We start from the raw sequence: 23228 nt of genomic DNA, 5'->3' as shown, positions 1-23228 counted from the left end.
CCAATATAATGTCAATATCTGACTTCCTTGACTTTAATAAAAATTTTTCTATAAAATCAATCCGTTGTCATATTTTTTGCAACAGCTGATAAACGGAATTCAGCTCGGCTTCGTATATGCCCTGATCGCACTTGGTTACACCATGGTATACGGCATTGTCCGCCTGATAAATTTCGCCCACGGTGATGTATTCATGGTTGGTGCCTATCTGGGATTCTTTGCACTTACCTCCTGGCATTTGCCCTTCCCTGTTGCAATTATTGTGGCAATGGTTGGGTGTGCACTCCTAGGCATCTTTATCGAACGAGTTGCCTATAAACCACTTCGCCGTGCTGCCCGTATATCAGCCCTTATTACCGCAATTGGTGTATCGCTTTTCCTGGAATACTTCTCCAGCCTGAGGTTTGTCTTCGGACCGTATTTTCGCGCCTACCCCCGCCCCTTTCCCATTCGTACTTTTACAATTGCCGGTATCACAATTTCCAATATGCAGATTATTGTTCTTGCCGTAGCACTTTTGTTAATGATCGGGCTTACCATCTTTGTTAATCGGACAAAAACCGGACTGGCAATGAGAGCAGTGTCATTTGACCATGATACCGCCCGACTTATGGGGATAAATGTCGACAACATTATTTCCATTACATTCGGAATCGGTGCAGCGCTTGCCGGCGCCGGAGGTGTACTTTATGGCATCGCCTATCCCCAAATTCATCCATTTATGGGCATCATGCCGGGTCTCAAGGCATTTGTTGCCGCAGTACTCGGGGGAATCGGAATCATTCCCGGTGCCTTGCTTGGTGCAATTATTATGGGAATAGTGGAGAAGTTGACCGAAGTTTACATTTCCTCAACCCTCCGTGATGCAGCGGCATTTGGTATCCTGATACTGGTTCTTTTGATCCGTCCAAGTGGAATCTTGGGTAAGAAAAGAGATGAAAAGGTCTAATTTCTTCTATTTATTTAAACCCGAGAGCACCGCACTCATCCTGTCGCTAATCATATTCACAATCATAGAAGCACTTATTATCACACGTGTAATCAACCCCTACATTCAAACAATTCTGTCACTTGCCGGTATCGTGGCAATTTCTGCCCTTGGCCTCAACCTCATCTACGGATATTCGGGGCAGTTTTCTCTGGGACATGCAGCATTTTACGGCATCGGTGCCTACACCTCAGCGCTTGTAACTTGTTTAATCCCTAAAACCGGATTGTTGATTTTCCTGCTGGGGTTAGCTGCCGGTGTTATCACCAGCGGGATAATTGCTTTATTAATCGGTCTCCCCATATTGCGCCTGAAATCCGATTATCTGGGAATTGCCACCCTCGGTTTCGGGATGATTATGAATGTACTGTTTAAAAATTCCCACAAGGTAATTGCGATTATGGGAGGCGCCTCGGGAATGCGCGGGATTGCCAAATTAACATCCTTCCCCTGGGTTTTCTGTTTTCTGTTGCTGGCGGTAATCCTCTTGCGCAATCTTGTTTACTCGGGTTTTGGCCGGGCTCTGCTATCAATACGGGAAGATGAACTGGCCTCCGAATCAGTCGGAATAAACGCTACAAAATACAAGACCATCAGTTTTGTCATCGGCTGTATGCTTGCCGGTCTTGCCGGCGGACTATATGCTCATCTGTATAGTTATCTTAATCCGGACAATTTTGATTTTCTGAAATCAATTGATGTTTTACTGATCGTCGTCATCGGAGGAATGGGATCAATCTCGGGAACGGTACTGGCAGCAATTGGCTGGGCGCTGTTACTGGAAGGACTGCGAATTATTCTTCCTTCCGGAATCCAAGAATGGCGAATGGTCGTCTATCCCCTGTTGCTAATTATATTCATGCTCGTTAGACCCTCAGGTGCAATGGGAGGGACCGAATTCAATTTTCTCAAACCGGAAGAATACCGGCGATGAACGAATGCCTGCTCCAGATCACTGAACTTACGAAAAAGTTTGGCGGCTTGGTTGCAGTAAAGGATTTCAGTTTATCACTCAAATCTAATTCATTGACCGGAATTATCGGTCCTAATGGAGCCGGAAAAACAACTGTATTCAACTTGATTACCGGCATGATAACACCTACCAGCGGGAAAATTCTATTTCAAAACCGCAATATAGTCGGCATGAAACCATTTGAGGTTTACCGTCTCGGTATTACCCGCACATTTCAGAACATCCGTCTTTTCCCTAATCTGACCGTGCTTGATAATGTCCGGGTTGCCTGCCACTACTGCACAAAAGCAGGATTATTTGGTTCGATTTTCCGAACGACCACCTTCCATCAAGAAGAAAAAAAGCTCACCGATAAATCCCTCACCCTCCTGACTCTGGTGGGACTGGAAAACCGGAAATATGAATTTGCACGCAACCTTCCCTATGGCGAACAGCGCCGGCTCGAAATCGCCCGCGCCCTGATCGCTGAGCCGAAATTGTTACTATTGGATGAGCCGGCAGCCGGAATGAATCCGGCAGAAGTAATTCGCCTGATGGACCTTATCCATTTCATCCGGGAGAAGTTCGCCCTGACAATTCTCCTGATTGAACATCAGATGCGCGTAGTAATGAGTATCTGTGAAGAGATCGTCGTAATGGACTTCGGGGAGATAATTGCCCGGGGGAAACCGCAGGACGTACAGAACGACCCGAAAGTAATCGAAGCGTATCTCGGGAAAGCGGGACCTTAGATGTTAACTGTTAGTAACCTCACGGTAGCTTACGGAGCAATCAGCGTACTTCGTGAAATTACATTTACTGTAGAAAAAGGTGAAATCGTAACCTTAATCGGTGCTAACGGTGCAGGGAAAACTACAACTTTGAAATGCATCTCCGGACTGATCAAACCACGCCGAGGAGAAATACTGTTTGAAGGGGAAAAAATTGATCGGCTGCCAGCGCATCAAATCACTAAAATGGGAATAGTGCAGGTCCCAGAGGGAAGAAGACCTTTCGTTGATCTCACAGTTCGGGAAAACCTGTTGCTTGGTGCCTTCAACCGGCCGAAGAACGAAATCCCCGTTGCTCTTGAGCGCATCTTTACTTCATTCCCGCGACTCAGAGAGCGACTCCACCAGCGTGCCGGTACCCTTTCTGGCGGCGAACTGCAGATGATGGCAATGGCACGAGGGTTGATCGCCAACCCAAAATTGCTGATGCTCGATGAACCCTCAATGGGGCTTTCTCCTTTACTGGTTCGGGAAATTTTCTCAATTATCAGAGAAATCAACCAAGGGGGAACTTCAATTCTGCTGGTTGAACAGAACGCCTTTATGGCACTTGAAGTAGCCCACCGTGCGTATGTTCTTGAAACCGGCAGGATTGTTCTCTCCGGCACAGCTTCAGACTTAATCAAACACCCCAAGGTCAAAGCCGCCTATCTCGGTGAATGACCGGTTTCCGAAACAACCAAAATATACCGCATCTACTTTATTTGTTAACTGTTCCGGCAGCTTCTCTGTTTCTCTATTTCCATACCAAGGTACCGGCAGTTGGCCTGATTGACTCTGGAGAGCTAGCAGCCGGTTGCTATCTTCTTAACATCCTCCACCCCACTGGGTATCCCCTTTATATAATTCTAGGACGGCTCTTCTCCCTGTTGCCGTTCTCAAGCGTAGTTCACCGGCTAACCTATTTGAGTATCTGTTGCTCTTCTACCGGGATCATTTTCTTCCTGCTGATCTGTCTGCGGGAAAAAATCACTCCGATTGTCACAATTATCATTGCCTCACTACTCGCAACCTCACCGCCTCTCTGGAGCGTCAGTACTGACGTTGAGGTTTACAGTTTAACCTTCTTGTTAAGCTTTCTTCTCTGGCTGTTGGTAGAATTAGTAAAAGATGGTGAAAATACCGGCTACTTGCCGGCACTTTCCTATTTCGCCGGATTAACACTAACAAACCATCTTACCGGACTATGGACCGTTACTGGTATAATTACTACCCTTGTCCTCTCCCGGCGTCGCAAAATTATGCATTTGCTGCCGGTGCTGCTATTACTTTTTATTTTGGGTTTGTCACCGTATCTATTTCTCATACTACGAGCCCAGGCTCAACCGCTGCTCGCCTGGGGCAACCCGGTCAATTTTGAGCAGTTCTGGTGGCATATCAGTGGCAGACAGTATCGAGTCTGGATGTTTGCATCATCACCCGGTGCTGTTGCGCACAATACCGGTCAGGGACTGATGCTGATTACTCAAACCTTCGGGTATCTTCTAATTCCGATTGTAATTTACGGTATGATTAGACTCTTCCAGAAAAAAAGACCGCTCGCAACCGGACTGATGGTTACCATCACGCTTTGTGTCCTCTACGCTGTCAACTACGGAATTCCAGATATCGCTGCCTATTATCTGCCGGCTATTACAGCCCTGTCAATATTTGCTGCAACCGGGCTTGATGCTCTCTTCCGCCATTTCGGGAAAATCTGCTATATCGTCTGCGTTATTCCCCTGGCAATGCTCATTGTGAATTATCAGTATCAAAATCAGAATCAGAACTGGGTAGCTTATGACCAAGCGGTGAATACCCTGGAATCAGCCGATACCGGCGCAATAATCATCACTGACTGGTGGGATGTTTACGCGCCCGCCTTCTATCTTCAGGAGATAGAAAAAATCCGCACTGATATCTGTATTGTTGACAAAGAATTGGTCCGACGGTCCTGGTATTTTAATTATCTTGAGAAGAAATACCCCTGGCTCATCAGCAACTCGCAGCCCGAAGTTAAAGAATTTCTTCCTCATCTCCAGAGGTTTGAACACGGTCAACCCTATGACCCGGCAGCAATTCAGGCAAGCTACATCAAACTCCTGCGGAGTTTTTTCCTTAATAACCCGGGCAGATCGACTTACATAACATTCCCGGCAACATCCAGCCCAGATGCTCAACAGCTGGTAAAAGGATTCTATGTCTTCCCTCATGGCATTCTGTTCCGATTGCAAGACGATTCGCTCCTTCCGGAATTTGACTACCATCGACTTCGGGTTCGCATACCACGCTACGGCCTGAATGAACGCACCCGGCTTAATCTTGCACGTTATCAAATCTTTGTTCAGGAACGCCTCCGCCTGCTGGAAAACAACAGTCGCTATGATGAAGCGCACGCACTCAAAGAATGGTATCGTAAGCAGTTCGCTAATTTCCAGTGAATACCCCCTACTTCATTCAACTGCTTGCCAACGCCGGGTTGACCGCAGCGGTCGTTTTTATCCCCTTCTGGGCGAGTAACCTTGGTTTCACACACTCAAATATTGGTCTTCTGGTTGCCACCTACCAGGGTTCGATGTTTTTCTCCAATCTGCTCTTTGGCCGCTGGGCAGACCTCAGCGACCGGAAGAAATTTGTCGTCACCGGACTCGGACTTTCTTCCATGGTAATGGCATTGCACTGTCTTGCAGTCACTCCCAGTGTACTCTTCTTAATCCGTGCCCTGATCGGAATTTCAGCCGGCATCTTCCCAGCAGCACTCGTAGCCTATTTCTATTCCGACAACTGTAATCTTGGAAGGTTCAGCGGATTCGGCTCGCTGGGTTGGGCTGCGGGGGCTTTAATCGTCGACTTCATTACCGACCGGCATCTCTTTTTGGTTGCTGCCCTGATGCTGCTTTTGACAGCGGCACTCGCACAATTAAGATTAAAACCGCAACCAGCGGTACTCCACCAGTCGTTCTTTAATTTGAAAGTGTTCTCCCGTAACTGGCTTATCTATCTCACCTTTCTCCTCCGTCACCTTGGCGCCTTCAGCATCTGGACCATCTTTCCACTCTACCTCGCTGACCTCGGTGCCAATCGATTCTGGGTTGGGGTTATTTACGCTCTTAATCCGCTTGCGCAGTTTCTGTTTATGAATATACTTGAACTGGTCCGTGACGCCATTCTCATCCGGACCGGGCTTCTTCTCTCGGTGATTGTATTTGTAGCCTTCGGACTGGCACGGCATTTTTCCCAGGTTATTCCGGTTCAACTGGCACTGGCACTTTCCTGGTCCTGTCTTTATCTCGGAACACTTAAGCAACTTCTGCGACAGAACGAAGAAAAATCAACTGCTTCCGGAATGCTGCAATCAGTATTGAGCTTGGCAGCGGTCTGTGGCGCACTGCTTGAGGGGGTAACCGGAAAATTCGGCTACTAGGCAATCATGTTTGCTGCAGCTGGAGTCGCCCTGCTGGGCACCATGCTTTATTTTCTTGCGCCAAAAACGGAAACCAACTAACGGGAAAGAAAAATAACTGCCAGCACAGCAAATCCCAGACCAACGATGTGTCTTACAGTTACCGGTTCCTTCAACAGAATATATCCCAGAACTGCAGGAATGATAATATACATCCCGGTCAATGGTAAAACTACCGATGCCGGCCCGCTCTTCAGCGCCATGTAAAAACATACCGTTGCAATACCGGCAGCCAGCCCGGACAGCACTGCCAGCGGCGCAGATCTGACCCACTGCATCGTGCCCGCGGCCAGCGTATAAAGCAGAATGGGAATCACACTTGCCAGCGTTGACCAGAAGGCTACGGTTTCGGCTGCGATATCTCTTGTGAGAATTTTGGTCATAAATCCCCATATCCCCCAAAGCAGAAACGTCAGAAACGAAAGTAACCGGTAATCCATCTTCAGATATTACAGACGGATTAAAACTCCGCCCCAAGTGAGGCCGGCGCCAAAAGCCACCATGATTATCAGATCATTCTGCCGGACCCGACCCGATTTCCGTGCCTCATCCAGAGCAATAATTGTTGATGCCGATGATGTATTCGCATACTTCTGGATATTAACGAATACCCGCTCCATCGGAAAATTCAGCAACTTTGCCATCGCCTCAATTATCCGGAGATTAGCCTGATGGGGAATGACCAGTTTTATGTCTTCCGCCCGGAGTCTTGCCTGGTCCAGAAGCCGCCTCACCACATCCGCCATTGAACGCACCGCAACCTTGAAAATAGCACTGCCATTCATCTTCAGGTAATGAAGCCGTTGCTGTACCGATTCTATCGATGCCGGAATCCGCGACCCCCCCGCTGGCATATATAAGTCATTTCCATGGGAACCGTCTGCTGCCAGATAAGTAGCAATGATTCCCCGCCCCTGATTTTGATCAGCACGCAACACGACGGCACCCGCGCCATCAGCGAGCAGTACTGCGGTACTGCGGTCGGTCCAGTCGGTGATTTTGGAAAGAACCTCAACTCCGATAACCAGAATGGTCCGGTAAGTGCCTGTAGCAATGAACTGGCGGGCGGTAGTCAAACCATAGATGAAACCGGAACATCCGGCACCCAAATCCATCGCCGCGGCATTCCGGGCACCCAACCGATCCTGGACAATACAGGCAGTTGAAGGAAATGGCATATCGCCGGTCACAGTAGCAACAATAATCAGATCCAGATCTTCGGACCGGACACCTGCTTCCTCCAATGCCCGTTGCGCTGCCCGGCAGGCAAAATCGGATGCGGCTTCAGTGGGACCTGCAATCCTGCGTTCCTTCATTCCGGTCCGCTCGGTAATCCATTCATCGGATGTATCCAGAATCTTCTCCAGGTCCTCATTGGTCAGAACCCTTTCCGGAACGTCAAACCCGGTACCGGCAATGACTGCAGAATATCCGATATTCGTTAACCTGTTCTCCCCGTCCTGGTGTTCCTGCGGCTTCCATATCGAATTTAGATAATTCACAATGTTAATTATATCCGGCACCGAGCGCCGGTCAATCGCTGCCGCTTATTCAAATTCCAGCACCCGAATTTTTATCCTGCTGACCACGCCCAACACCTGAGCCTGTTCACTCAGCTCCCCTTCAGCAAGTTTTAACCGGACTGCACTCGCCGGGAACTCACCAAAAGTGGCATCCACTGGAACCCATTTCCCGAGATAAACCTCATTCCAGGCATGATAATAAAATCCATCCCGAAGGTAGACCAATCCGACAGCTACCTTTGCCGGTATGCCGGCAGCACGGGAAAGGGCGGCAAAAAGCACTGCATGCTCATTGCAATCACCCTTCATGTTTTTCAGCACATCAACCGCATTGGGGAGCGATGCCACCGCCTCCTTCTGCAATGACCGAAAAACCCAGTCGGTGATCTCCTGTACCGCAGCAGCAGCATTGTCAGTTCCATTCACAATCTGTCTTGCAGTCCGGACAATTTCCGGAGCTGTGGATTGAATGGTTACCGTCGGCTTCAGAAACTCCCGGCAAGTGTCAACCGGCAACTTCACGGTAGAATCGGGCAGAGCAATTTTTATTTCCATCCGGACATCTCCCCCTTCTACAGTGATGATCCGCTGATTTTCGTCACTGGCTGGTAAAAGTGCAGTATCAATTTCTGAAACTGTTAAGACCATCCGGCGCCACCTTCTTCCCTCCGGTATTATTGTATCTACCCGCACGGCAAAGATTCTCAGAAGATCTAAAGGATACCCCGCCTCGCCAGCAAGCGCCTGCTCACTGCCCACCCGGACTGAACTGATACCCATCGGCGAATCCTCCTTCAGAGTCATACCATTTTCATCCACCCAAACTGTCATATCAAACTTTGCCCGCCTTACCTTCATTTTCAGCGCCGGAACCGCTGTCTCACCGATTTTGAACATTTCCTTTCCCAGCACCTCCACTTCCGTCCCCATCGTATCAAGCACCGCACCATCGAATGTCAGATAATTCAAACGCGTGCCGGGTTCAGGCTGGCTTCTTGTCACTATTATCCCTAACGCTTCGATCGGATACAACTTTCTCGTCGGGTGAATTACCCTCGTTCCATTGCCAGTTTCAAGCACAAATCTGCCGTCTTCACACCTGCCCCGTGCCGTAAAAGAACCATCCTGTGAACTCATCCTGAATTCAAACGACCGCAGTGCCAGATTTTCATCAGTAGCGACGTGGGAATGGACATTAACCGTCTGCTTTTTCCCCAGCATACCCACGGTCATTCGGGTGGCATAATCAAAATTAAAACCGCCATTACTTCGATTATATTTAAGCACACCATAACCGATCTTCATTCCGGCAAGATAAGTAGCTAACCACACCTCCCCATAGTCTGTGCCAGTTACTGCCTGACCGGACATGCTGGACACCGGCCGGTTACTGCAGAACAGGAAAGCAAGGTAAAAAATAACAACCGTTAGCCGCCTCATCTGTTCAGCATAACACAGCGAATTCTGCTGTCAAAACCTGCCAGATACTTGACTTTAACCGCGGTTGCTCTAAAATTCACCTGCGCCGAAGTGGCGGAAATGGCAGACGCAGCGGACTCAAAATCCGCCGCCCAGCGATGGGCTTGTGGGTTCAACTCCCACCTTCGGCAGTTGTCCGAAGACCGGAAATGTCGCCATCACCGGTCGGTGATCGGAAATAAGATTTTCATAACCGCTGATATAGTCATCGAGTCGTAGAATAACCGTGCTACCGCCAGCATAATACGGCAGCACACTTCTGGTAATCAGTATATGATCAAAAATTACGTTACCCCCTATCAGAGAACTGTTATATCCGTTACCAGTGAGCTCGCGCGTAAGGAAGAAATAATCCAATGAATCCTCCAGAAAAGGGCGTAATACATTACTGTCTGAAGGAGCATCCAACCGGTCATTCCAGTCTCCGACAACGATGAAATTTATCCCCCCGCCAGTAATGAGCACGCTGTCAAGGCAATACTTGAGCTGCCGGCAGGCACCCGCACGACGCAACCGGTCGACATAATCGGACCCGGCTTTCAGATGTAACACTATCAGGCAGAAATCAAAATTTCGTCCATTAGGACTGGCAGTACCCATGGCTACCAGCGGAGGACGGGGGAACGAATCATTATCCCAGAAAATCTGCCTGACATTCCGGAACTGAATGATATCCCGTTTATAGATTAGCCCGGTCTTCTTATAAAAACTGCCGTAGTTATCCTGCGAGAAAAAGCCCGCATAACCCCCTGCACCCTGCAGCAGACGCAGAAATGCCAGCGTATCCTCTATCTCTTGAATGCAGTACAGATCCGCATCCAGGCGGGAAACAACCAGCCTGAGCCGCGCCAGTGTTGATTCACCCGCCTTGGGAAAATTCTGAACATTCCAGGTAATTATTTCCAGTCCTGTATCAGTTCCGATTCTGGGGATTACCTCATCATTGGAAACAGAAAACGGCGCCAGTGCAGTCAGAGAAACCGCACCGGCATCATCAACTGCCTGCATCCCGAATAGATGGGCTCCATATGACAGACGGCGCAATGTCACTGAGGTTGCCTGTGTAGTGCATTTCTTTGCTGAATCATCAAGCCAGTAAAGATAATGAGTGACCCAGCCATCCCGGTCCGCTCCCTGCCATTCAAACCGGGCAGAATCACTGTCAACGATATCAGTCTCCGCCCGCGTTATTACTATCGTTGGCGCCCGATTTTCCCCATCCGACTGCCGGGTTACACGCCAGAAATACTACCATTAAAAGCAAGATAAACCGCTTGCCCATACCTTACTAAGAGTAATATAATCCAGACCGGTTGTCCAGCTATGGTCTCGATTACCGCCCTTCCCCCACCTAAAATTACAACAAGACACGTGCATATGTTTACACATATAATCTTTATACCATCATTATATTAACATATTTATTTTTCTGAAGATAAATATTTCCCCTTTATATGAAGACTCGCCCCGGGGGACCCCTTGTTACTCCTCATACAACCTTCTTATTTAACTCTATCAAAATATATACTTGACGACAGTAATTCAATTAATAATATTTACTTAAAATTACAAAGAAAGGAAGGTACATGGCTGAAAAAGTAAAACTGGGTATCAACGGCTTTGGAAGAATTGGCAGACTGGTAGGCAGACTGGTCAGCCGCCATCCGCGAATTGAGCTTGCGGCGATTAATGATGTCACTGACGCACCGACCCTGGCCCATCTGATGAAGTATGACTCGGTTCACGGCATATTCCGTGAGGAAGTCCGGACTGAAGGCCAAAACCTGATTATCGCCGGCAGACCGGCAAATGTCCTCATGGTAAAAAATCCCGCAGAAATCAACTGGGGCGCGCTGGGCGTTGATATTGTCCTTGAATCAACCGGACTGTTCCGAAGTCTGGAAAAGGCAGGCGGTCACCTCACGGCCGGTGCTCGCAAGGTAGTGATCTCCGCCCCTCCCAAAGGTGAAGGAATTAAATCCATTGTCATGGGAATAAATCATAATATTTATGACCCGGCATCAGACCATATCATCTCTAATGCCTCCTGCACAACCAACTGTGTCGTACCGGTAGCCAAAGTGCTGCATGAGAACTTCCGGATCCGTCATGGCTATATGACCACTGTCCACGCTTACACTAACGACCAACGAATTCTCGATCTCCCCCACTCAGATCTGCGCCGTGCCCGGGCTGCGGCCATGTCGATGATTCCCACCAGCACCGGGGCTGCCAAATTGATCGGAGTTATCTTCCCGGAACTCAAGGGCAAAATTGACGGCATGGCAATTCGTGTACCGACCCCCGATGTCTCGATTGTCGACCTTGCCTGCGTTGTGGAGAAAAAAACCTCGATTGAAGAAGTAAATGCTGCGTTCCGGACCGCAGCGGAAGGCAATCTCAAGGGCATAATTGAGTACCTGACTGCTCCTCTGGTCTCAGTTGACCTAGTGGGGAATCCCCATTCGGCGATATTTGATGCCAGTCTCACCTCCGTGGTCGACGGCAATCTGGTGAAAGTATATGCCTGGTACGACAATGAATACGGTTACGCCTGCCGGCTTGTGGACCTGATTGACTATATCGCCGAAAGGCTCTAAGCGATGCCAAAGCTATCTGTCCGCAGCCTACCCGTTCGAGACCGACGGGTGTTTGTCCGCGTTGATTTCAATGTTCCCATGGGTGAAAATGGCGTCATTACTGATGACACCCGCATTCGCTCCGCCTTACCGACAATTCAATATCTTCTGGAACAAGGTGCAACCGTAATTCTTGGTTCTCATCTGGGCAAACCCAAGGGGAAGCCGGATCCGAATTACAGCCTCAGACCGGTCGCCGAACACCTGAAACAAATGTTAAACGGCAATCTGCACTTTGCCCCTGACTGCACTGGTATTGATGTGATCCGTTTCCTCCAGCAGGTTCCGCCTAATTCGGTCACCCTGCTCGAAAATCTGCGTTTTCATCATGGCGAAGAAAAAAACGACCCGGACTTCGCCCGGGCACTGGCAACACTGGGGGACTTCTATGTCAACGATGCCTTCGGTACCGCGCACCGTGCTCATGCCTCCACTGCCGGTATGACGGTATTCTTTGCCCAGCCCGCAGCCGGCTTCCTGTTGGAAAGGGAACTTCAATACCTAGAACCCCTGCTGCAGACACCGGTACGGCCTTTCTTGGTGATAATCGGCGGCGCCAAAGTGGCTGATAAAGCAGGAGTAATTAAAAATCTTCTGCCCCGCGTTGACCATTTGCTTCTTGGTGGTGCGGTTGCCTTCAGCTTTCTGAAAGCACGGGGAATTCCGATCGGAAAATCCCGCTGGGAGCCGGAACTGATGGCTGAAGTTGAGAAACTCAAGGACAGTCCGAAGCTGGTTCTGCCAGTTGATGTTGTAACGGCAGCAAATCCCGATGGTGCCGGCACTCGTATTGTTCCGGTAGAACAGATTGAAAACGACGAAGCCGGATTTGATATCGGCCCCCGCACAATTGAAATGTTTTGTGAGCTCATCGCCACTGCCCGAACCATAGTCTGGGCAGGTCCGATGGGCATGTTTGAGAACCAGACGTTCAGCCACGGTAGTATCGCCATTGCCCGGGCACTGGCACAGGCCACTGTTCGGGGCGCCATAACCATTGCCGGCGGTGGTGATACCGGGGCAGCACTCAAACAGGCAGAAGTGGCAGACCGAATCAGCCATCTCTCAACCGGCGGAAGCGCCACTCTGGAATTCCTTGAAGGCCGGAATTTACCCGGAATAGCCGCGCTCGCCGACGCACCATGACCATTCATCAACCACTTGTTGCCGGCAACTGGAAAATGCACAAGAACATTCGTGAAACCCGGGAGTTCCTTCACTCTCTGATTAAACTGCTGCGCCACCCCTTGCCCTGTGAAGTCGCGATATTCCCGCCGTTCACCTCTCTCCCAGCGGCAGCTGAAATACTGACCGATTCCGCGATTGCCTTGGGCGCTCAGAATGTCCACTGGGAACCGGCCGGTGCCTTTACCGGTGAAATCTCACCGCTGTTTCTGGTCGAACTCGGCTGTCGCTACTGCATTATTGGCCATTCGGAACGGCGCCTTCTGTTTGGCGAGACTGATGAAATCTGTAATCGCAAGATAAAAGCAGCTCAGTCGGCAGATCTTAGACCGATTCTCTGCTGCGGCGAAACTCTTGAGGAACGCAACGCCCATCAGACAATTGAAATCCTGCGGCGCCAGCTGGAAAAGGGGCTGAATGGCATAACCAGCACCAGTCTTGATATTGCCTATGAACCGGTCTGGGCGATCGGCACGGGACACACTGCCACGCCAGATCAGGCCGCGGAAATTCACAACTGGATTCATCTCTGGTTGCGAAACCGTTTTGGCGATGCTGCGGATCGGATCCGTGTGCTCTATGGAGGCAGCGTCAAACCGGAAAATGCAATGGCACTAATCCGCCAAACCGGAGTCGACGGGCTGCTGGTCGGCGGCGCAAGCCTTGATGTCAATGCCTTCAGCATCATCGTCAACTCCTTTAAGTAAGGTCAATCGGTCTTCTCTTGACTTTACATTAAAAAATGTTAAATTTAAATTGTAAAGGAGCTAATATATGTACGCAATACTGATATTTCTGCATCTCTTGATATCAATTCTGCTGGTTCTGGTGGTACTGATACAGCAACCACAGAAGGGCGGACTCGGCACAATTTTAGGGGGCGGTGAGTCCATCTTCGGCGGCGGCGGCGCAGCACCACTGATGGCAAAAATTACATCAGCCTTGGCGGTGGCATTTATGCTTACCTCATTGGGACTGGTGCTCATGTCCGCCCATCGGAGCCGTTCGGCTGCGCCAGCTGGCAGTTCAGTCAGGTCTGATGTTAATACCGTCTCTGTAATTGACAGGGGGATAGACAATGTACGCAGTAGTTAATATTGCTGGCTTTCAGTATCTGGTCAAACCCGGGGAGCAAATAACCGTACCCCGGCTTGCAGGCGAACCGGGCACAGCCATGCGTTTCCATAATGTCCTGATGTTACGGACTGATGATCAAGCAATTGTGGGGACACCAACTGTCCCCAATGCTTATGTCGAAGCAAATATCATTGAACACACCCGGGCAAAGAAGGTTACCACTTTCAAATTCATCCGCCGGGAAAACTATCGACGGAAAAAGGGGCACAAACAACCTTTAACTCGAATTCAAATTACCAAAATCGGGTACGAGGTGTAAAGAGAGGATCGAAATGAATTTCCTTCTCCGGCAGTTTTTGCAGTTGTCAGTCATTACTATAACGGCAACCAATATTGTCACCGGCAATCTGCTGGTCAACGGCGACTTCAGTAACTGGGAAAGCCCTCGACAACCATCCGGCTGGATAGTTGAAGATACTACCAAGGCAAAGATTGAACAGGAATCAGGCACAATTCACTCATCGCCATATTCCTGTAAAATAACCCGCCTAGTAACAGGAACGGGAAATAACTATGGTCTGAGACAGTATGTCAATATTATCCCCGCAAATGTCTACACATTCAGAACCTGGTTCTATGATGACGATGTCAATGCTCGTGGTGGGCTTCTTATCACTTGGTGCCGTCAGGATACTTCAGCAATCAGAAGCACATCGGTGGTTTATACCGACTCCGCAGTTCACACCTGGCAGCAACTGAGTAAAACCGACACTGCTCCCGACAGTGCTGTTTTTGCCCGCTGTCTACTTCGGATTTACGGTTTTACCGGGGGGCCGGCAGGAGGTGTAATCTATATTGACGACGCCGAATTTGTCGCCGGCAGCGGAGGCCTTAATGAGGTGCATGGTAATATTCCGTTGCAGTATAGTATCAGTGCCCTGCCTGCCGGCTCGAAATATCACACCATCAGGTTACAACTGGACGCTCCGGCTTATACCATTCTCACTATTTTCGACCTGACCGGCAGACAACAGAAGAAGCTGTTTTCGGGTGAACTGCCTGCCGGCATCAATTTGTTCACAGTCGAAACCAATGAACTCACATCCGGGGTCGCTTTTGCGATCGCCAGATGTTCTGGCAGACCGCCGCTTGTAACCAAACTTGTTACCAATCAATAGATAAATGCTTTACCGGGAAATTAATGAAAATGACAGTAAAAAGAATTAGAAAGGGAGGATAAAAAATGAAAGCACCAAAACCATCGCAAACTCAGACCAAGAATCAACCCCTTACCGCCATTCAGAAAATCGAAAAACTGGGGAAAAAGGTTGCTACCATGACTCAGGCGGAGCTGGCACGGGCAATCGGAGTATCCCGCGAAAGAATCCGCCAGCTGGTCCCGCGAATGAAGATCAAACCAGGCAAGAGAATTGTCGCCTGGCATCGGACGGTTTCAAAGGCACAGCGACTGGCTATGTTGAAAATGCACGAAAATGGAACCCCACTGATCGCAATTGCCAAGAAATACGGGGTAAGCGAATACCATGTTCGCGAAGCAATCCGGCTGACTCGGATTGAACTTAATATCCCTCGAGGTCGGGGGCGTCCCCGTAAGAAAAAATAAACTGGGCGATACACGATTCGAACGTGTGACCTCTGGTATGTGAGACCAGCGCTCTAACCAACTGAGCTAATCGCCCTTTTAAAATCATAACAATAGAAATTTATCAGTCAAGTTAGGAACCGGTTGCTAACTTCAAACCGATATCATCTGCCGGCATCTTATTCAGCAGTGACAGAACTGACTCAGCATTTTCCCGGGCATTCAACCGTTGAAAAATCATTAAAGCCTGTTCCAGGCTTGGTCTTGCCTTATCCCAAACACCATCTTGGTAGAACACCATGCCCAGTTTCATCAGAACTTGAGCCTGCTGTTGTTCATCGCCAATCGTTCGGTAGAGCTCCAGCGCCTGACTATAATTACTGACTGCACTGATATCATGCAGACCGTGTTTGATATCTCCCAAAAGCGTAATTATCTCAGCCTGAATACTGATATCATTCGATTCTTTAGCAATCTGTAACGCTTCAGTCAGCCGGATTTGTGCTTCTGTCGGCATCTGCTCTTGATACATCAACTTACCCAGATAAAACAAATCGATCGCCATCGCTCGACTTGCATTCACTTTCTGGTGAAATATATATGCCTGCTCAAAATACCGGCGGGCAGAGGCCGTGTCCTTGCTTACAAATTTAAGTAGTCCGGTTTCAAACCACCCATCTGCTGTCAACTCCTCATCTTGAATTCCTCTCAGTAGATGCCAGAATTGTTTCAATGCCCTTTCTGCCGCTGAAATTCTGCCACTTCGTATTAGTGCGCGTATCAATTCCAGATATGCCCTTGTCCTGTGCTTGCGGTCAAGCACTGACGCCGGCAGTTCAACGATTTCGTTTAATAACTGTACTGCCTGCTCAAATTTACGAGTGGCGATAAAAAATCTTGCACGGACAATTTTTACCCGCACGACTTCCTGAGTCCGTCCGCACTCGTTTGCGGCAACCTGCGCTTCCTCAATCAACCTCTGTGCCTCTTCCAAATGATACTGCAGTATTGCATTCATCCCCAAACCTAACAAATTGTCAATGATTAATTTCGTATCCCTTAGTCTCCGGGCAAATGTCAGTGCCTGTTCAAAAAACTCCCGGGCGATATCAGGTTCATTATACTTCTCATGTGCCAGCGCCAGTTCGTGCAAGACTCGGGCCTGACCCTTGAAATAATTGATGTCCTGAAAAATATGCATCGCCCGGTCAAAAACATCAATTGCCCTCTTGTAATCACGTTGCAGGCGATGGACAATGCCAATCGCCAGAAGACCTTCTGCCTCTGCCATTCGACTGCGGCTCTCTCTTGCCAGATGCAGACTGTCTTCATAAGCCGCCCGTGCTTTATCGAGTTCCCCTCTTGCCAAATGAATGTCTCCGATCGACCGGTATTGACCACTTGCAGCACTGAAATTCCTTTTGAGCTCAAACACTCTCAAAGCCTGTCGGTGACAATCAATTGCCTGCTCATCCAGACCATCATGTTGGTATATTTCCGCCAGGCGAACCAGCGCCTTAACCCGCAGATCATCGTCACCTGTCTTGTGGCAAAGCGCAATTACCTCAGCAAGTTGCCTTTTGACTAATGACCGATTTTGTTCTTCACTGTTAAATGTTGCCAGAAGATAGAGCACCGCAGCCAAACCGTTTTTATTACCGGTGTGCCGTAATATCCTAGCTGCCTGTTCCAAATCTGCGCGTGCTTGGACCATCTGTCCTTTCATAACCAGGCATCCTGCACAAAGAAAGTGCAGTGCTGCCAATTCATCTTCCCGTGCCTTCCCCTTTCCTTCGTTCCAAATCTGACAAGCCCGATCCCAGTAATTCTGCTCCGCAAACTTCAGACCGGTTTCGAACAACTTCTTTACATCTGAATCCCTCGTCATCGGCAGATGATCAATGAAGACTATGCCTAAACGCCGCTGAAGCTGTCCCAGCCGAGTATAATATCTGGAATATGCCAGCGGCATCAGCCGCTCAATAACCTGCTCAAGCTGTCCAGTCTTCAACTGAGATCTGCGATTTCTACGTTCCGACCGTATGAGCAAAAATGTTAATACCGCAACTGCCATCAGCAAAATGAGAATAATGAAAAAAAACATATCAGAGTTATTTTAACACATAGTTACCTGTTTGGCAATTAAGTATTTAGATCCCAATCAATCCGGAATAATTCTACCCTACCGAGCAATTATGATCTTCCGGAGGAACCGTGATCCGGACCGGTTTTCAAGTGCCACCCAGTAAATCCCTGCAGGTAATTGGGCAAAATTAAAACTGACACTATGAGAATTGATTGTAAAGGTCTGGACCAGCTTGCCCGCATTGTCATAAAGCACACCCTTCAGTGGAAGCGGGAGACGCATTCCATCCTCAAATTCAAGCACAAGCACACCCTCTGTCGCCGGACTAGGGAAAATTCGGAACCGTTCTTCTGTGAAGACAGGCGTCGTAATTTCAGATTGAACGCCATTCCTAGACACCTCTGCTTCGGGAACATAGCAATAGTACCACAACTCACGGGTCTTGTTACCCTTGAGAGCATATAGGATATTTTCTCCAACGGCCACCAGATCTCCTCCACCTTTAACCCTTTTTCTCTTTCCTGCAGATCCCACCTCCGGCATCGGCTCCAGTTCAGTCCAGGTATCGCCCTCGGGTTCATACCGGTAAAACTCACAGGTGTTGCCACCTTTTAACGCAAAAACGCCTCCGTTCAAATAAGCACCGCTTGAACCATCCTTTGCCTTTTTATTTTTACCGGTGCGACTGAGAAACGGCATACCCTTAAGGCGATGGGTATCCCAAGCGGCGGTATAGAGATCAAACCGCCAGAATTCGTGATATTTGGCTTTATGGGCATAAATATACCGGTTACCGTCGTATGCAAGCCAAGAACCCTTGTCCCATTTCGGATGTAGTGCCTGTGGTGCATCGGGCAACTGTTCCCAGCTGTCGCCATTACAGTGATAACGGTAAAACTCGTTCTTATAACCCTTCAGCAGATACACGTACTGATTTCCACTCTGATTTATGACCACCATATCTGAACCGCCCTTGACTTTCTTTCCCGAAGGTCCTGCCGGCACATCACGAAGCTGATGCCAAGAATCCCCGTCGATATAATAGCACCAAAATCCCAGTGTATTGTTCCCCTTAACTGCAAAAACATGACCTGTGCCATCTGCCGCGCCAGTTGCCCCTTTCGCCGGTCCTTTATTTTCAATTCCGCCGGGCCATAGACACAGTTCCCGCCAAGTATCTGCTACCGGATCATAGGAATAAAAATCACCAGTCTTATTTCCTTTGACGATGAAGAACAAACCGCTGCCCTGGTCGTAAGTCAGCCACCCCCCATCTTTAACTGCTTTGCTGGATGGAGGTAGCGGGACTGACGAAACTTCATGCCAGCCTTTCGGAGACCCCCCGCCTGCAGCCACACTGAAACTGCCCCACCGCCAGTCATTATCTGGATTTGTGTCGCCCAGAGCCACAGTGGAACAGACAACCGCCCACTGTCCTGTCTGGTACCCGACATTATAAGGTGTAAATTCAATGGTTGTATCAGCCGATGGTGGAAAATCACTGAGCAGGACCGAATTGGTGTATATCCTTACCCCTTCAGGGTTAATCAGTGCACAGTAAGCAAAAAATGTCGCGGGATTAACGGACTGATTGCGCCAGCGGGCTCTTGGTACAACAACTGTACCGGTATCAATCACACCGACAGGCGAGGTGATCTCCGTAATTGCCACGTCAAACCGGTTGCCTCCGGAATTCTGAACGACCCGGAAATAACGCTCTCGGATATCATTGTTCGGGTCGATATCATTCTCAGTATAAGTAGAACACCTGACCGTCCAGAGACCAGTATCATTAAGAGGAAACGGGGTAAAGAAAAGCACCGTATCGCTCTCACCGCGCTGTCCCAAAACCTGAATTGCGGGCAAAGTTGTTCTTTGCCCCGCAGGATTTATAAAAATAAACCAGGCATAATAATTATCCGGGTGAGGCTGACGATTGCGCCACCGTCCGGTAGGCGTTACTATCGTTCCGACTGGCAATACAAATCCAGGTTCGAGAATCTCCTCCATCGATATATCTGATCGGGCGGGCAAGGTATATGCAATCTCTAGATATGGAGTATTTTCCCCGCTTCCATGACCTTTTACTTCCGCCCAAGCACCGGTGCGGTAAGTGAATTCATGCAACCCGAATGCTATCCAGTTCTGACCAAGGCAGGATTCCACCGCTGCCTTCCCAGTTGCATTCAAACCGCGCGTCTGCCAATTCAAATCAATACTTCGTGCTGGGCTTACGATCGCACCTGTAGTTAACCAAGTCCATAAGGTTGGATCACTGGCTGAAGCAGGATCACCGGGCAGAAGGCGAACATATGCATAGGGAATCTGGGAGGAACGGTTGGAACAATAAAAGTTTAATGCAACGGTATCAATTGTTGAACTGTCGGGAATAGCAGAGAGGTTGAACTTGAACCAGCCCTGATACCACCAGTCAGATCCGCCGGATGGCTCACTGCTTACTCTTACCGTACCGGATGATTTGGAATACTGATTGCCCTTTTTTGCCAAAGACCCTGTCCAGTACGTATTGTCATCCGGATAGCAGCGTTTGACTGAGTCGGACATAAGTTTGAGAGATTCTCCTTTGGTCGAATTGAAGAAAACTGGAACGGAATAAATTCGAGTAAGATATTTGTTATCGCCAATTTTCCAAGTTTGAGCAAACGCTGAACTAGGGAGGAAATTAACGCCTAAAATGGCGAGGAATACGCCGTTTTTTATTACTACACCTACCTTGCCTGCCATTTCGCCTCCTTTCACTCGGGTACTTTTAATCCAATGCCCGTGGCTTGAAGCCACTGCACTCCACATTCCAAACCCGGCGCCACCCCATTACCGAGTGTATTTTAGTATAATGAAATTTCTGATTAAGTCAAGCAGAATCTGTACTTTGCCTATTTTTGATCTTGACTTAAAAACAAAATATATTATTTTCGTGTAAGTGACGCTCAGACTGATTGTCAGTTCTATATTTGCACTATCTTTGGCAACTGCCAGCACAATCTGGAACCACGAGGATATAAATAGCTACGAAAAAAGACCGCATCCGGTATTGTATCATCATTATGATAGCCTCAAAATTCTGTCAAGGAGATTTTTCTACCTTCAGCGAATAAGGTGGGTATGTGATTTTGTATCCCGTTACCAAGTTACAGATTCAACTTCTACTGATTATGGTGGTGTGATTGAAGCTGAGCATCTGCCCGCGATCATCGAAACTGATAACACTCAGGAAGCCATCTGGATCTGGACGCGGTGGCATCAGCTTACCGGACGCAATGATTACCAAGAAAACATCGAACGTGCCTGGATTTACCTGTTACGCCACCCTGCCTATTATGAGCATGGCGGAAATCCGGCCAATGTCTGGTATGCAGTCTGGAACTGCGGACTGGGAATGTGGATGGAAATGCTTTACCGCCAGGTATACCAGGATTCCAGCTTCAAATACTACTCTGATTCCTGTCGCCGATTTTATCTGAATAATCCGTTGAACCCTGCCAACTATCTGGAGAATTTCGTCATCACTCAGTCATCCGGCATGGCGTATGAATTTGCTATCTTCTCTAATGACCGAGAGCTGCTGGACACAGCACTCGCCCGCGGTATAAGGGTAAAGAACTGGATTGAAGCCGCACCGCGCAGTCGGCTCAGTTACCAGAGCTGGGCAATGTCCGGCGCCACCGCCTTCTGGGGTGTCTGTCAGACATATTGTCGATTTGATACTCTCTCTGGAAAAATCTGGGTAAACACATTCTCCGAATCACTTCCTAGTTTCTACCCTCAGGGAACATGGAATTGTTCCCATAACCTCTGGCTTGCCAATGCCTACCATGCTGCCAATGCAATCAACCATTCTTCCAGCTGTCTAATCGCGCACCGTTATATCACCGACACCCTGCTTATGCTCGATACAGATTCTGATGGAGGAATTCCCGCTACTTGGACGGACCCATCTACCCAAGACCACACTTGGGTTTCAAGCTACTTGGACTTTATGGGTATGGACCCCAGCACTATCCCGGTTTATGTGCATGACCTTGCCTGCTGGACCTTACCATTCCTGAACCTAACACAATATACTTCCCGGGAGATACACTGAATCTGACAATTCAAATTGCTAATACCGGTAGAACCATATCACCAACTGAAACCCTCAGGATCTTTGTTTCCGGACAACTCTTCACTTATGTAATACTCGACCCGATACCATTTCTGGAACTCGATACTTTACATCTTCGTCTGCCTATTCCCGAAACTGCTCAAGTAATCACCCTCGTCGCCGCCTTATCCGGGGACGATAACCCTTACAATGATACTGCCTATTTTTCGCATAGAATCCACCGACAATGCCGTGTCAGCGGCATACTAATGGATTCGGTTAGTTCACAGCCGGTTACCGCTCAAATTATCGCCCGCCTGTTTAATCACCCGACGATATGGGACTCCTGTGTAACCGATTCCTCCGGTAACTTCTCCCTGAACCTCATTGATTCCCTGTTCACCTTAACAATCAAACCGGCTGTTCCTTATTACCGGCGATACTTTTGTCTTGCAGTTCCACATGATACAGATATTGTATTATTGGCTAACCCCGCTCAAGTTCTGATCGTAAACAGTGACACTCTTGATACACTGGCTTTTTATTACACCACAACCCTTGACAGTCTGAATACCAGCTGGTGTTACTGGTCAATACCAAGAAACGGACCGGTCCCTTATCACATAACCGAGAGGCTTCAGCAGCGGACAATTATCTGGTTCTCAGGAAATGCTGTAACGCGGACCATACCTGCTCAAGATCAGGATAGCTTAATTCTGTTTGGAGAACAGGGGGGTAATTTGCTCATTACCGGACAGAATATTGCCGAGGAACTTACCCAAACGCGTTTTTTAGAAGAGTTCATCGGCTGCCGATTTGACTCATCAGGTTGGAGCGGTTTTATGGTTGTGGGTATGCCTAACGATTCTATCGGCCGCTATATCAGGGGAACCGCAACTGCCGGAGGAAACGGAGCTAATAACCAAACATCAAGAGACGTTATTTCCCCTCTGCTCAACTCCAGCAAATTTCTGGTTTATGACACAGCCGGCAATACAGGGGCTGGCATCAGACGCCAAATTATTCACGGGGGGAGAATTATCTTCCTCGGTTTCGGTTTTGAAGCGGTTAATCGTCCTCCTTCCCGCCCCGATTATCTCACCCGGGTTCAACTGATGGAGTTGATGCTCAACTGGCTGATTACTGGAACCGGCATCGAAGAAAAACCCAACCTGCCTACCATTGAATCCCATAAACTGCATATTTATCCACTGGTGTTTAAAAATGAACTATTCATCACAACATCTCAATCTGAAGAGTTGCAGATGTTTGATATTACTGGAAGAATCGTATCTCAGACGACAACAATGCCCGATAAAATGACAATTTAGCATCTACCACAACTCCCTACGGGAATATAC

General features: G+C 48.6%; 20 protein-coding genes and 2 tRNA genes. 16 read left to right on the top strand and 6 right to left on the bottom strand.

Features of this window, described 5'->3' with window-relative positions; translation table 11 throughout:
- Positions 1-64 precede the first annotated feature (64 nt).
- The 6 genes from ABIK48_03580 to ABIK48_03555 are packed head-to-tail and all read left to right on the top strand — an operon-like array spanning position 65 to position 6134.
- Positions 65-949 carry a branched-chain amino acid ABC transporter permease gene (locus ABIK48_03580; GenBank protein ID MEO0021236.1) on the top strand — a complete coding sequence of 295 codons (885 nt, stop codon included), beginning with the start codon at positions 65-67 and terminating at the stop codon, positions 947-949.
- Positions 936-1922 (top strand): branched-chain amino acid ABC transporter permease, encoded by a 987-nt coding sequence (locus ABIK48_03575; protein MEO0021235.1) that lies wholly within the window; start codon positions 936-938, stop codon positions 1920-1922. The genes ABIK48_03580 and ABIK48_03575 overlap by 14 nt, the downstream gene beginning before the upstream one ends.
- Positions 1919-2692: an ABC transporter ATP-binding protein gene (locus ABIK48_03570; protein ID MEO0021234.1), complete on the top strand. Its 774-nt coding sequence runs from the start codon at positions 1919-1921 to the stop codon at positions 2690-2692. Before ABIK48_03575 ends, ABIK48_03570 begins: the two co-directional genes overlap by 4 nt.
- On the top strand, positions 2693-3394 hold the full coding sequence (locus ABIK48_03565) for an ABC transporter ATP-binding protein (protein MEO0021233.1): 702 nt from the start codon (positions 2693-2695) through the stop codon (positions 3392-3394).
- Complete coding sequence (locus tag ABIK48_03560; GenBank protein MEO0021232.1) at positions 3391-5151, top strand: DUF2723 domain-containing protein; 1761 nt, start codon at positions 3391-3393, stop codon at positions 5149-5151. Before ABIK48_03565 ends, ABIK48_03560 begins: the two co-directional genes overlap by 4 nt.
- Positions 5148-6134, top strand: coding sequence for an MFS transporter (locus ABIK48_03555; protein ID MEO0021231.1), 987 nt, complete (start codon positions 5148-5150; stop codon positions 6132-6134). Before ABIK48_03560 ends, ABIK48_03555 begins: the two co-directional genes overlap by 4 nt.
- Positions 6135-6211: 77 nt before the next feature.
- Here the strand turns inward: ABIK48_03555 and ABIK48_03550 are convergent, their stop codons facing one another.
- The 3 genes from ABIK48_03550 to ABIK48_03540 form a co-directional block, all read right to left on the bottom strand.
- On the bottom strand, positions 6212-6613 hold the full coding sequence (locus ABIK48_03550; protein MEO0021230.1) for an EamA family transporter: 402 nt from the start codon (positions 6611-6613) through the stop codon (positions 6212-6214).
- Between the two features lie 9 nt (positions 6614-6622).
- Positions 6623-7609, bottom strand: coding sequence for a beta-ketoacyl-ACP synthase III (locus ABIK48_03545; GenBank protein MEO0021229.1), 987 nt, complete (start codon positions 7607-7609; stop codon positions 6623-6625).
- Between the two features lie 111 nt (positions 7610-7720).
- Entirely contained in the window at positions 7721-9136 is a 1416-nt protein-coding gene (locus tag ABIK48_03540) for a transglutaminase-like domain-containing protein (protein MEO0021228.1), read from the bottom strand.
- A gap of 84 nt (positions 9137-9220) precedes the next feature.
- Here ABIK48_03540 and ABIK48_03535 point away from each other — a divergent pair.
- From ABIK48_03535 to ABIK48_03500, 8 genes are all read left to right on the top strand, one after another.
- A tRNA-Leu gene (locus ABIK48_03535) sits at positions 9221-9306 on the top strand.
- Positions 9307-10761: 1455 nt separating this feature from the next.
- Positions 10762-11775 (top strand): type I glyceraldehyde-3-phosphate dehydrogenase, encoded by a 1014-nt coding sequence (gene gap, locus ABIK48_03530; protein MEO0021227.1) that lies wholly within the window; start codon positions 10762-10764, stop codon positions 11773-11775.
- A gap of 3 nt (positions 11776-11778) precedes the next feature.
- Positions 11779-12960, top strand: a complete 1182-nt coding sequence (locus ABIK48_03525; GenBank protein ID MEO0021226.1) for a phosphoglycerate kinase — start codon at positions 11779-11781, stop codon at positions 12958-12960.
- On the top strand, positions 12957-13706 hold the full coding sequence (tpiA, locus tag ABIK48_03520; GenBank protein MEO0021225.1) for a triose-phosphate isomerase: 750 nt from the start codon (positions 12957-12959) through the stop codon (positions 13704-13706). Before ABIK48_03525 ends, tpiA begins: the two co-directional genes overlap by 4 nt.
- Positions 13707-13773: 67 nt before the next feature.
- Positions 13774-14094, top strand: a complete 321-nt coding sequence (secG, locus tag ABIK48_03515) for a preprotein translocase subunit SecG (GenBank protein MEO0021224.1) — start codon at positions 13774-13776, stop codon at positions 14092-14094.
- Positions 14078-14395: a 50S ribosomal protein L21 gene (gene rplU, locus ABIK48_03510; GenBank protein MEO0021223.1), complete on the top strand. Its 318-nt coding sequence runs from the start codon at positions 14078-14080 to the stop codon at positions 14393-14395. The genes secG and rplU overlap by 17 nt, the downstream gene beginning before the upstream one ends.
- A gap of 13 nt (positions 14396-14408) precedes the next feature.
- Positions 14409-15254, top strand: a complete 846-nt coding sequence (locus tag ABIK48_03505; protein MEO0021222.1) for a hypothetical protein — start codon at positions 14409-14411, stop codon at positions 15252-15254.
- 65 nt (positions 15255-15319) lie between these two features.
- On the top strand, positions 15320-15700 hold the full coding sequence (locus ABIK48_03500; protein MEO0021221.1) for a hypothetical protein: 381 nt from the start codon (positions 15320-15322) through the stop codon (positions 15698-15700).
- A gap of 2 nt (positions 15701-15702) precedes the next feature.
- Here ABIK48_03500 and ABIK48_03495 read toward each other — a convergent pair.
- From ABIK48_03495 to ABIK48_03485, 3 genes are all read right to left on the bottom strand, one after another.
- A tRNA-Val gene (locus ABIK48_03495) sits at positions 15703-15776 on the bottom strand.
- Positions 15777-15812: 36 nt separating this feature from the next.
- Positions 15813-17783, bottom strand: a complete 1971-nt coding sequence (locus ABIK48_03490) for a tetratricopeptide repeat protein (GenBank protein ID MEO0021220.1) — start codon at positions 17781-17783, stop codon at positions 15813-15815.
- Positions 17784-17861: 78 nt separating this feature from the next.
- The gene (locus ABIK48_03485) at positions 17862-20510 is read right to left on the bottom strand and encodes a T9SS type A sorting domain-containing protein (protein MEO0021219.1); all 2649 of its coding nucleotides are present in this window, start codon (positions 20508-20510) and stop codon (positions 17862-17864) included.
- 196 nt (positions 20511-20706) lie between these two features.
- Between ABIK48_03485 and ABIK48_03480 the strand changes: the two genes are divergently transcribed.
- Together ABIK48_03480 and ABIK48_03475 are read left to right on the top strand one after the other, a co-directional pair.
- Positions 20707-21867: a hypothetical protein gene (locus ABIK48_03480; protein MEO0021218.1), complete on the top strand. Its 1161-nt coding sequence runs from the start codon at positions 20707-20709 to the stop codon at positions 21865-21867.
- Positions 21868-22607: 740 nt separating this feature from the next.
- Positions 22608-23198, top strand: coding sequence for a hypothetical protein (locus ABIK48_03475; protein MEO0021217.1), 591 nt, complete (start codon positions 22608-22610; stop codon positions 23196-23198).
- Positions 23199-23228 lie beyond the last annotated feature (30 nt).

The organism is candidate division WOR-3 bacterium (genome assembly GCA_039801085.1).
In the GTDB taxonomy this organism is placed as follows: domain Bacteria; phylum Hydrothermota; class Tepidihabitantia; order Tepidihabitantales; family Tepidihabitantaceae; genus JAOABP01.
The sequence above is the reverse complement of the archived record's forward strand: the minus strand, read 5'-3'. Positions and strand labels throughout refer to the sequence as shown.

Bases quoted from the DNA above. Each gene is read 5' to 3' on its own strand.
- ABIK48_03575 (MEO0021235.1), top strand. From the start codon at position 936: ATGAAAAGGTCTAATTTCTTCTATTTATTTAAACCCGAGAGCACCGCA.
- ABIK48_03570 (MEO0021234.1), top strand. From the start codon at position 1,919: ATGAACGAATGCCTGCTCCAGATCACTGAACTTACGAAAAAGTTTGGC.
- ABIK48_03565 (MEO0021233.1), top strand. From the start codon at position 2,693: ATGTTAACTGTTAGTAACCTCACGGTAGCTTACGGAGCAATCAGCGTA.
- ABIK48_03560 (MEO0021232.1), top strand. From the start codon at position 3,391: ATGACCGGTTTCCGAAACAACCAAAATATACCGCATCTACTTTATTTG.
- ABIK48_03550 (MEO0021230.1), bottom strand. From the start codon at position 6,613: ATGGATTACCGGTTACTTTCGTTTCTGACGTTTCTGCTTTGGGGGATA.
- ABIK48_03540 (MEO0021228.1), bottom strand. From the start codon at position 9,136: ATGAGGCGGCTAACGGTTGTTATTTTTTACCTTGCTTTCCTGTTCTGC.
- gap (MEO0021227.1), top strand. From the start codon at position 10,762: ATGGCTGAAAAAGTAAAACTGGGTATCAACGGCTTTGGAAGAATTGGC.
- ABIK48_03525 (MEO0021226.1), top strand. From the start codon at position 11,779: ATGCCAAAGCTATCTGTCCGCAGCCTACCCGTTCGAGACCGACGGGTG.
- tpiA (MEO0021225.1), top strand. From the start codon at position 12,957: ATGACCATTCATCAACCACTTGTTGCCGGCAACTGGAAAATGCACAAG.
- secG (MEO0021224.1), top strand. From the start codon at position 13,774: ATGTACGCAATACTGATATTTCTGCATCTCTTGATATCAATTCTGCTG.
- rplU (MEO0021223.1), top strand. From the start codon at position 14,078: ATGTACGCAGTAGTTAATATTGCTGGCTTTCAGTATCTGGTCAAACCC.
- ABIK48_03505 (MEO0021222.1), top strand. From the start codon at position 14,409: ATGAATTTCCTTCTCCGGCAGTTTTTGCAGTTGTCAGTCATTACTATA.
- ABIK48_03500 (MEO0021221.1), top strand. From the start codon at position 15,320: ATGAAAGCACCAAAACCATCGCAAACTCAGACCAAGAATCAACCCCTT.
- ABIK48_03490 (MEO0021220.1), bottom strand. From the start codon at position 17,783: ATGTTTTTTTTCATTATTCTCATTTTGCTGATGGCAGTTGCGGTATTA.
- ABIK48_03485 (MEO0021219.1), bottom strand. From the start codon at position 20,510: ATGGCAGGCAAGGTAGGTGTAGTAATAAAAAACGGCGTATTCCTCGCC.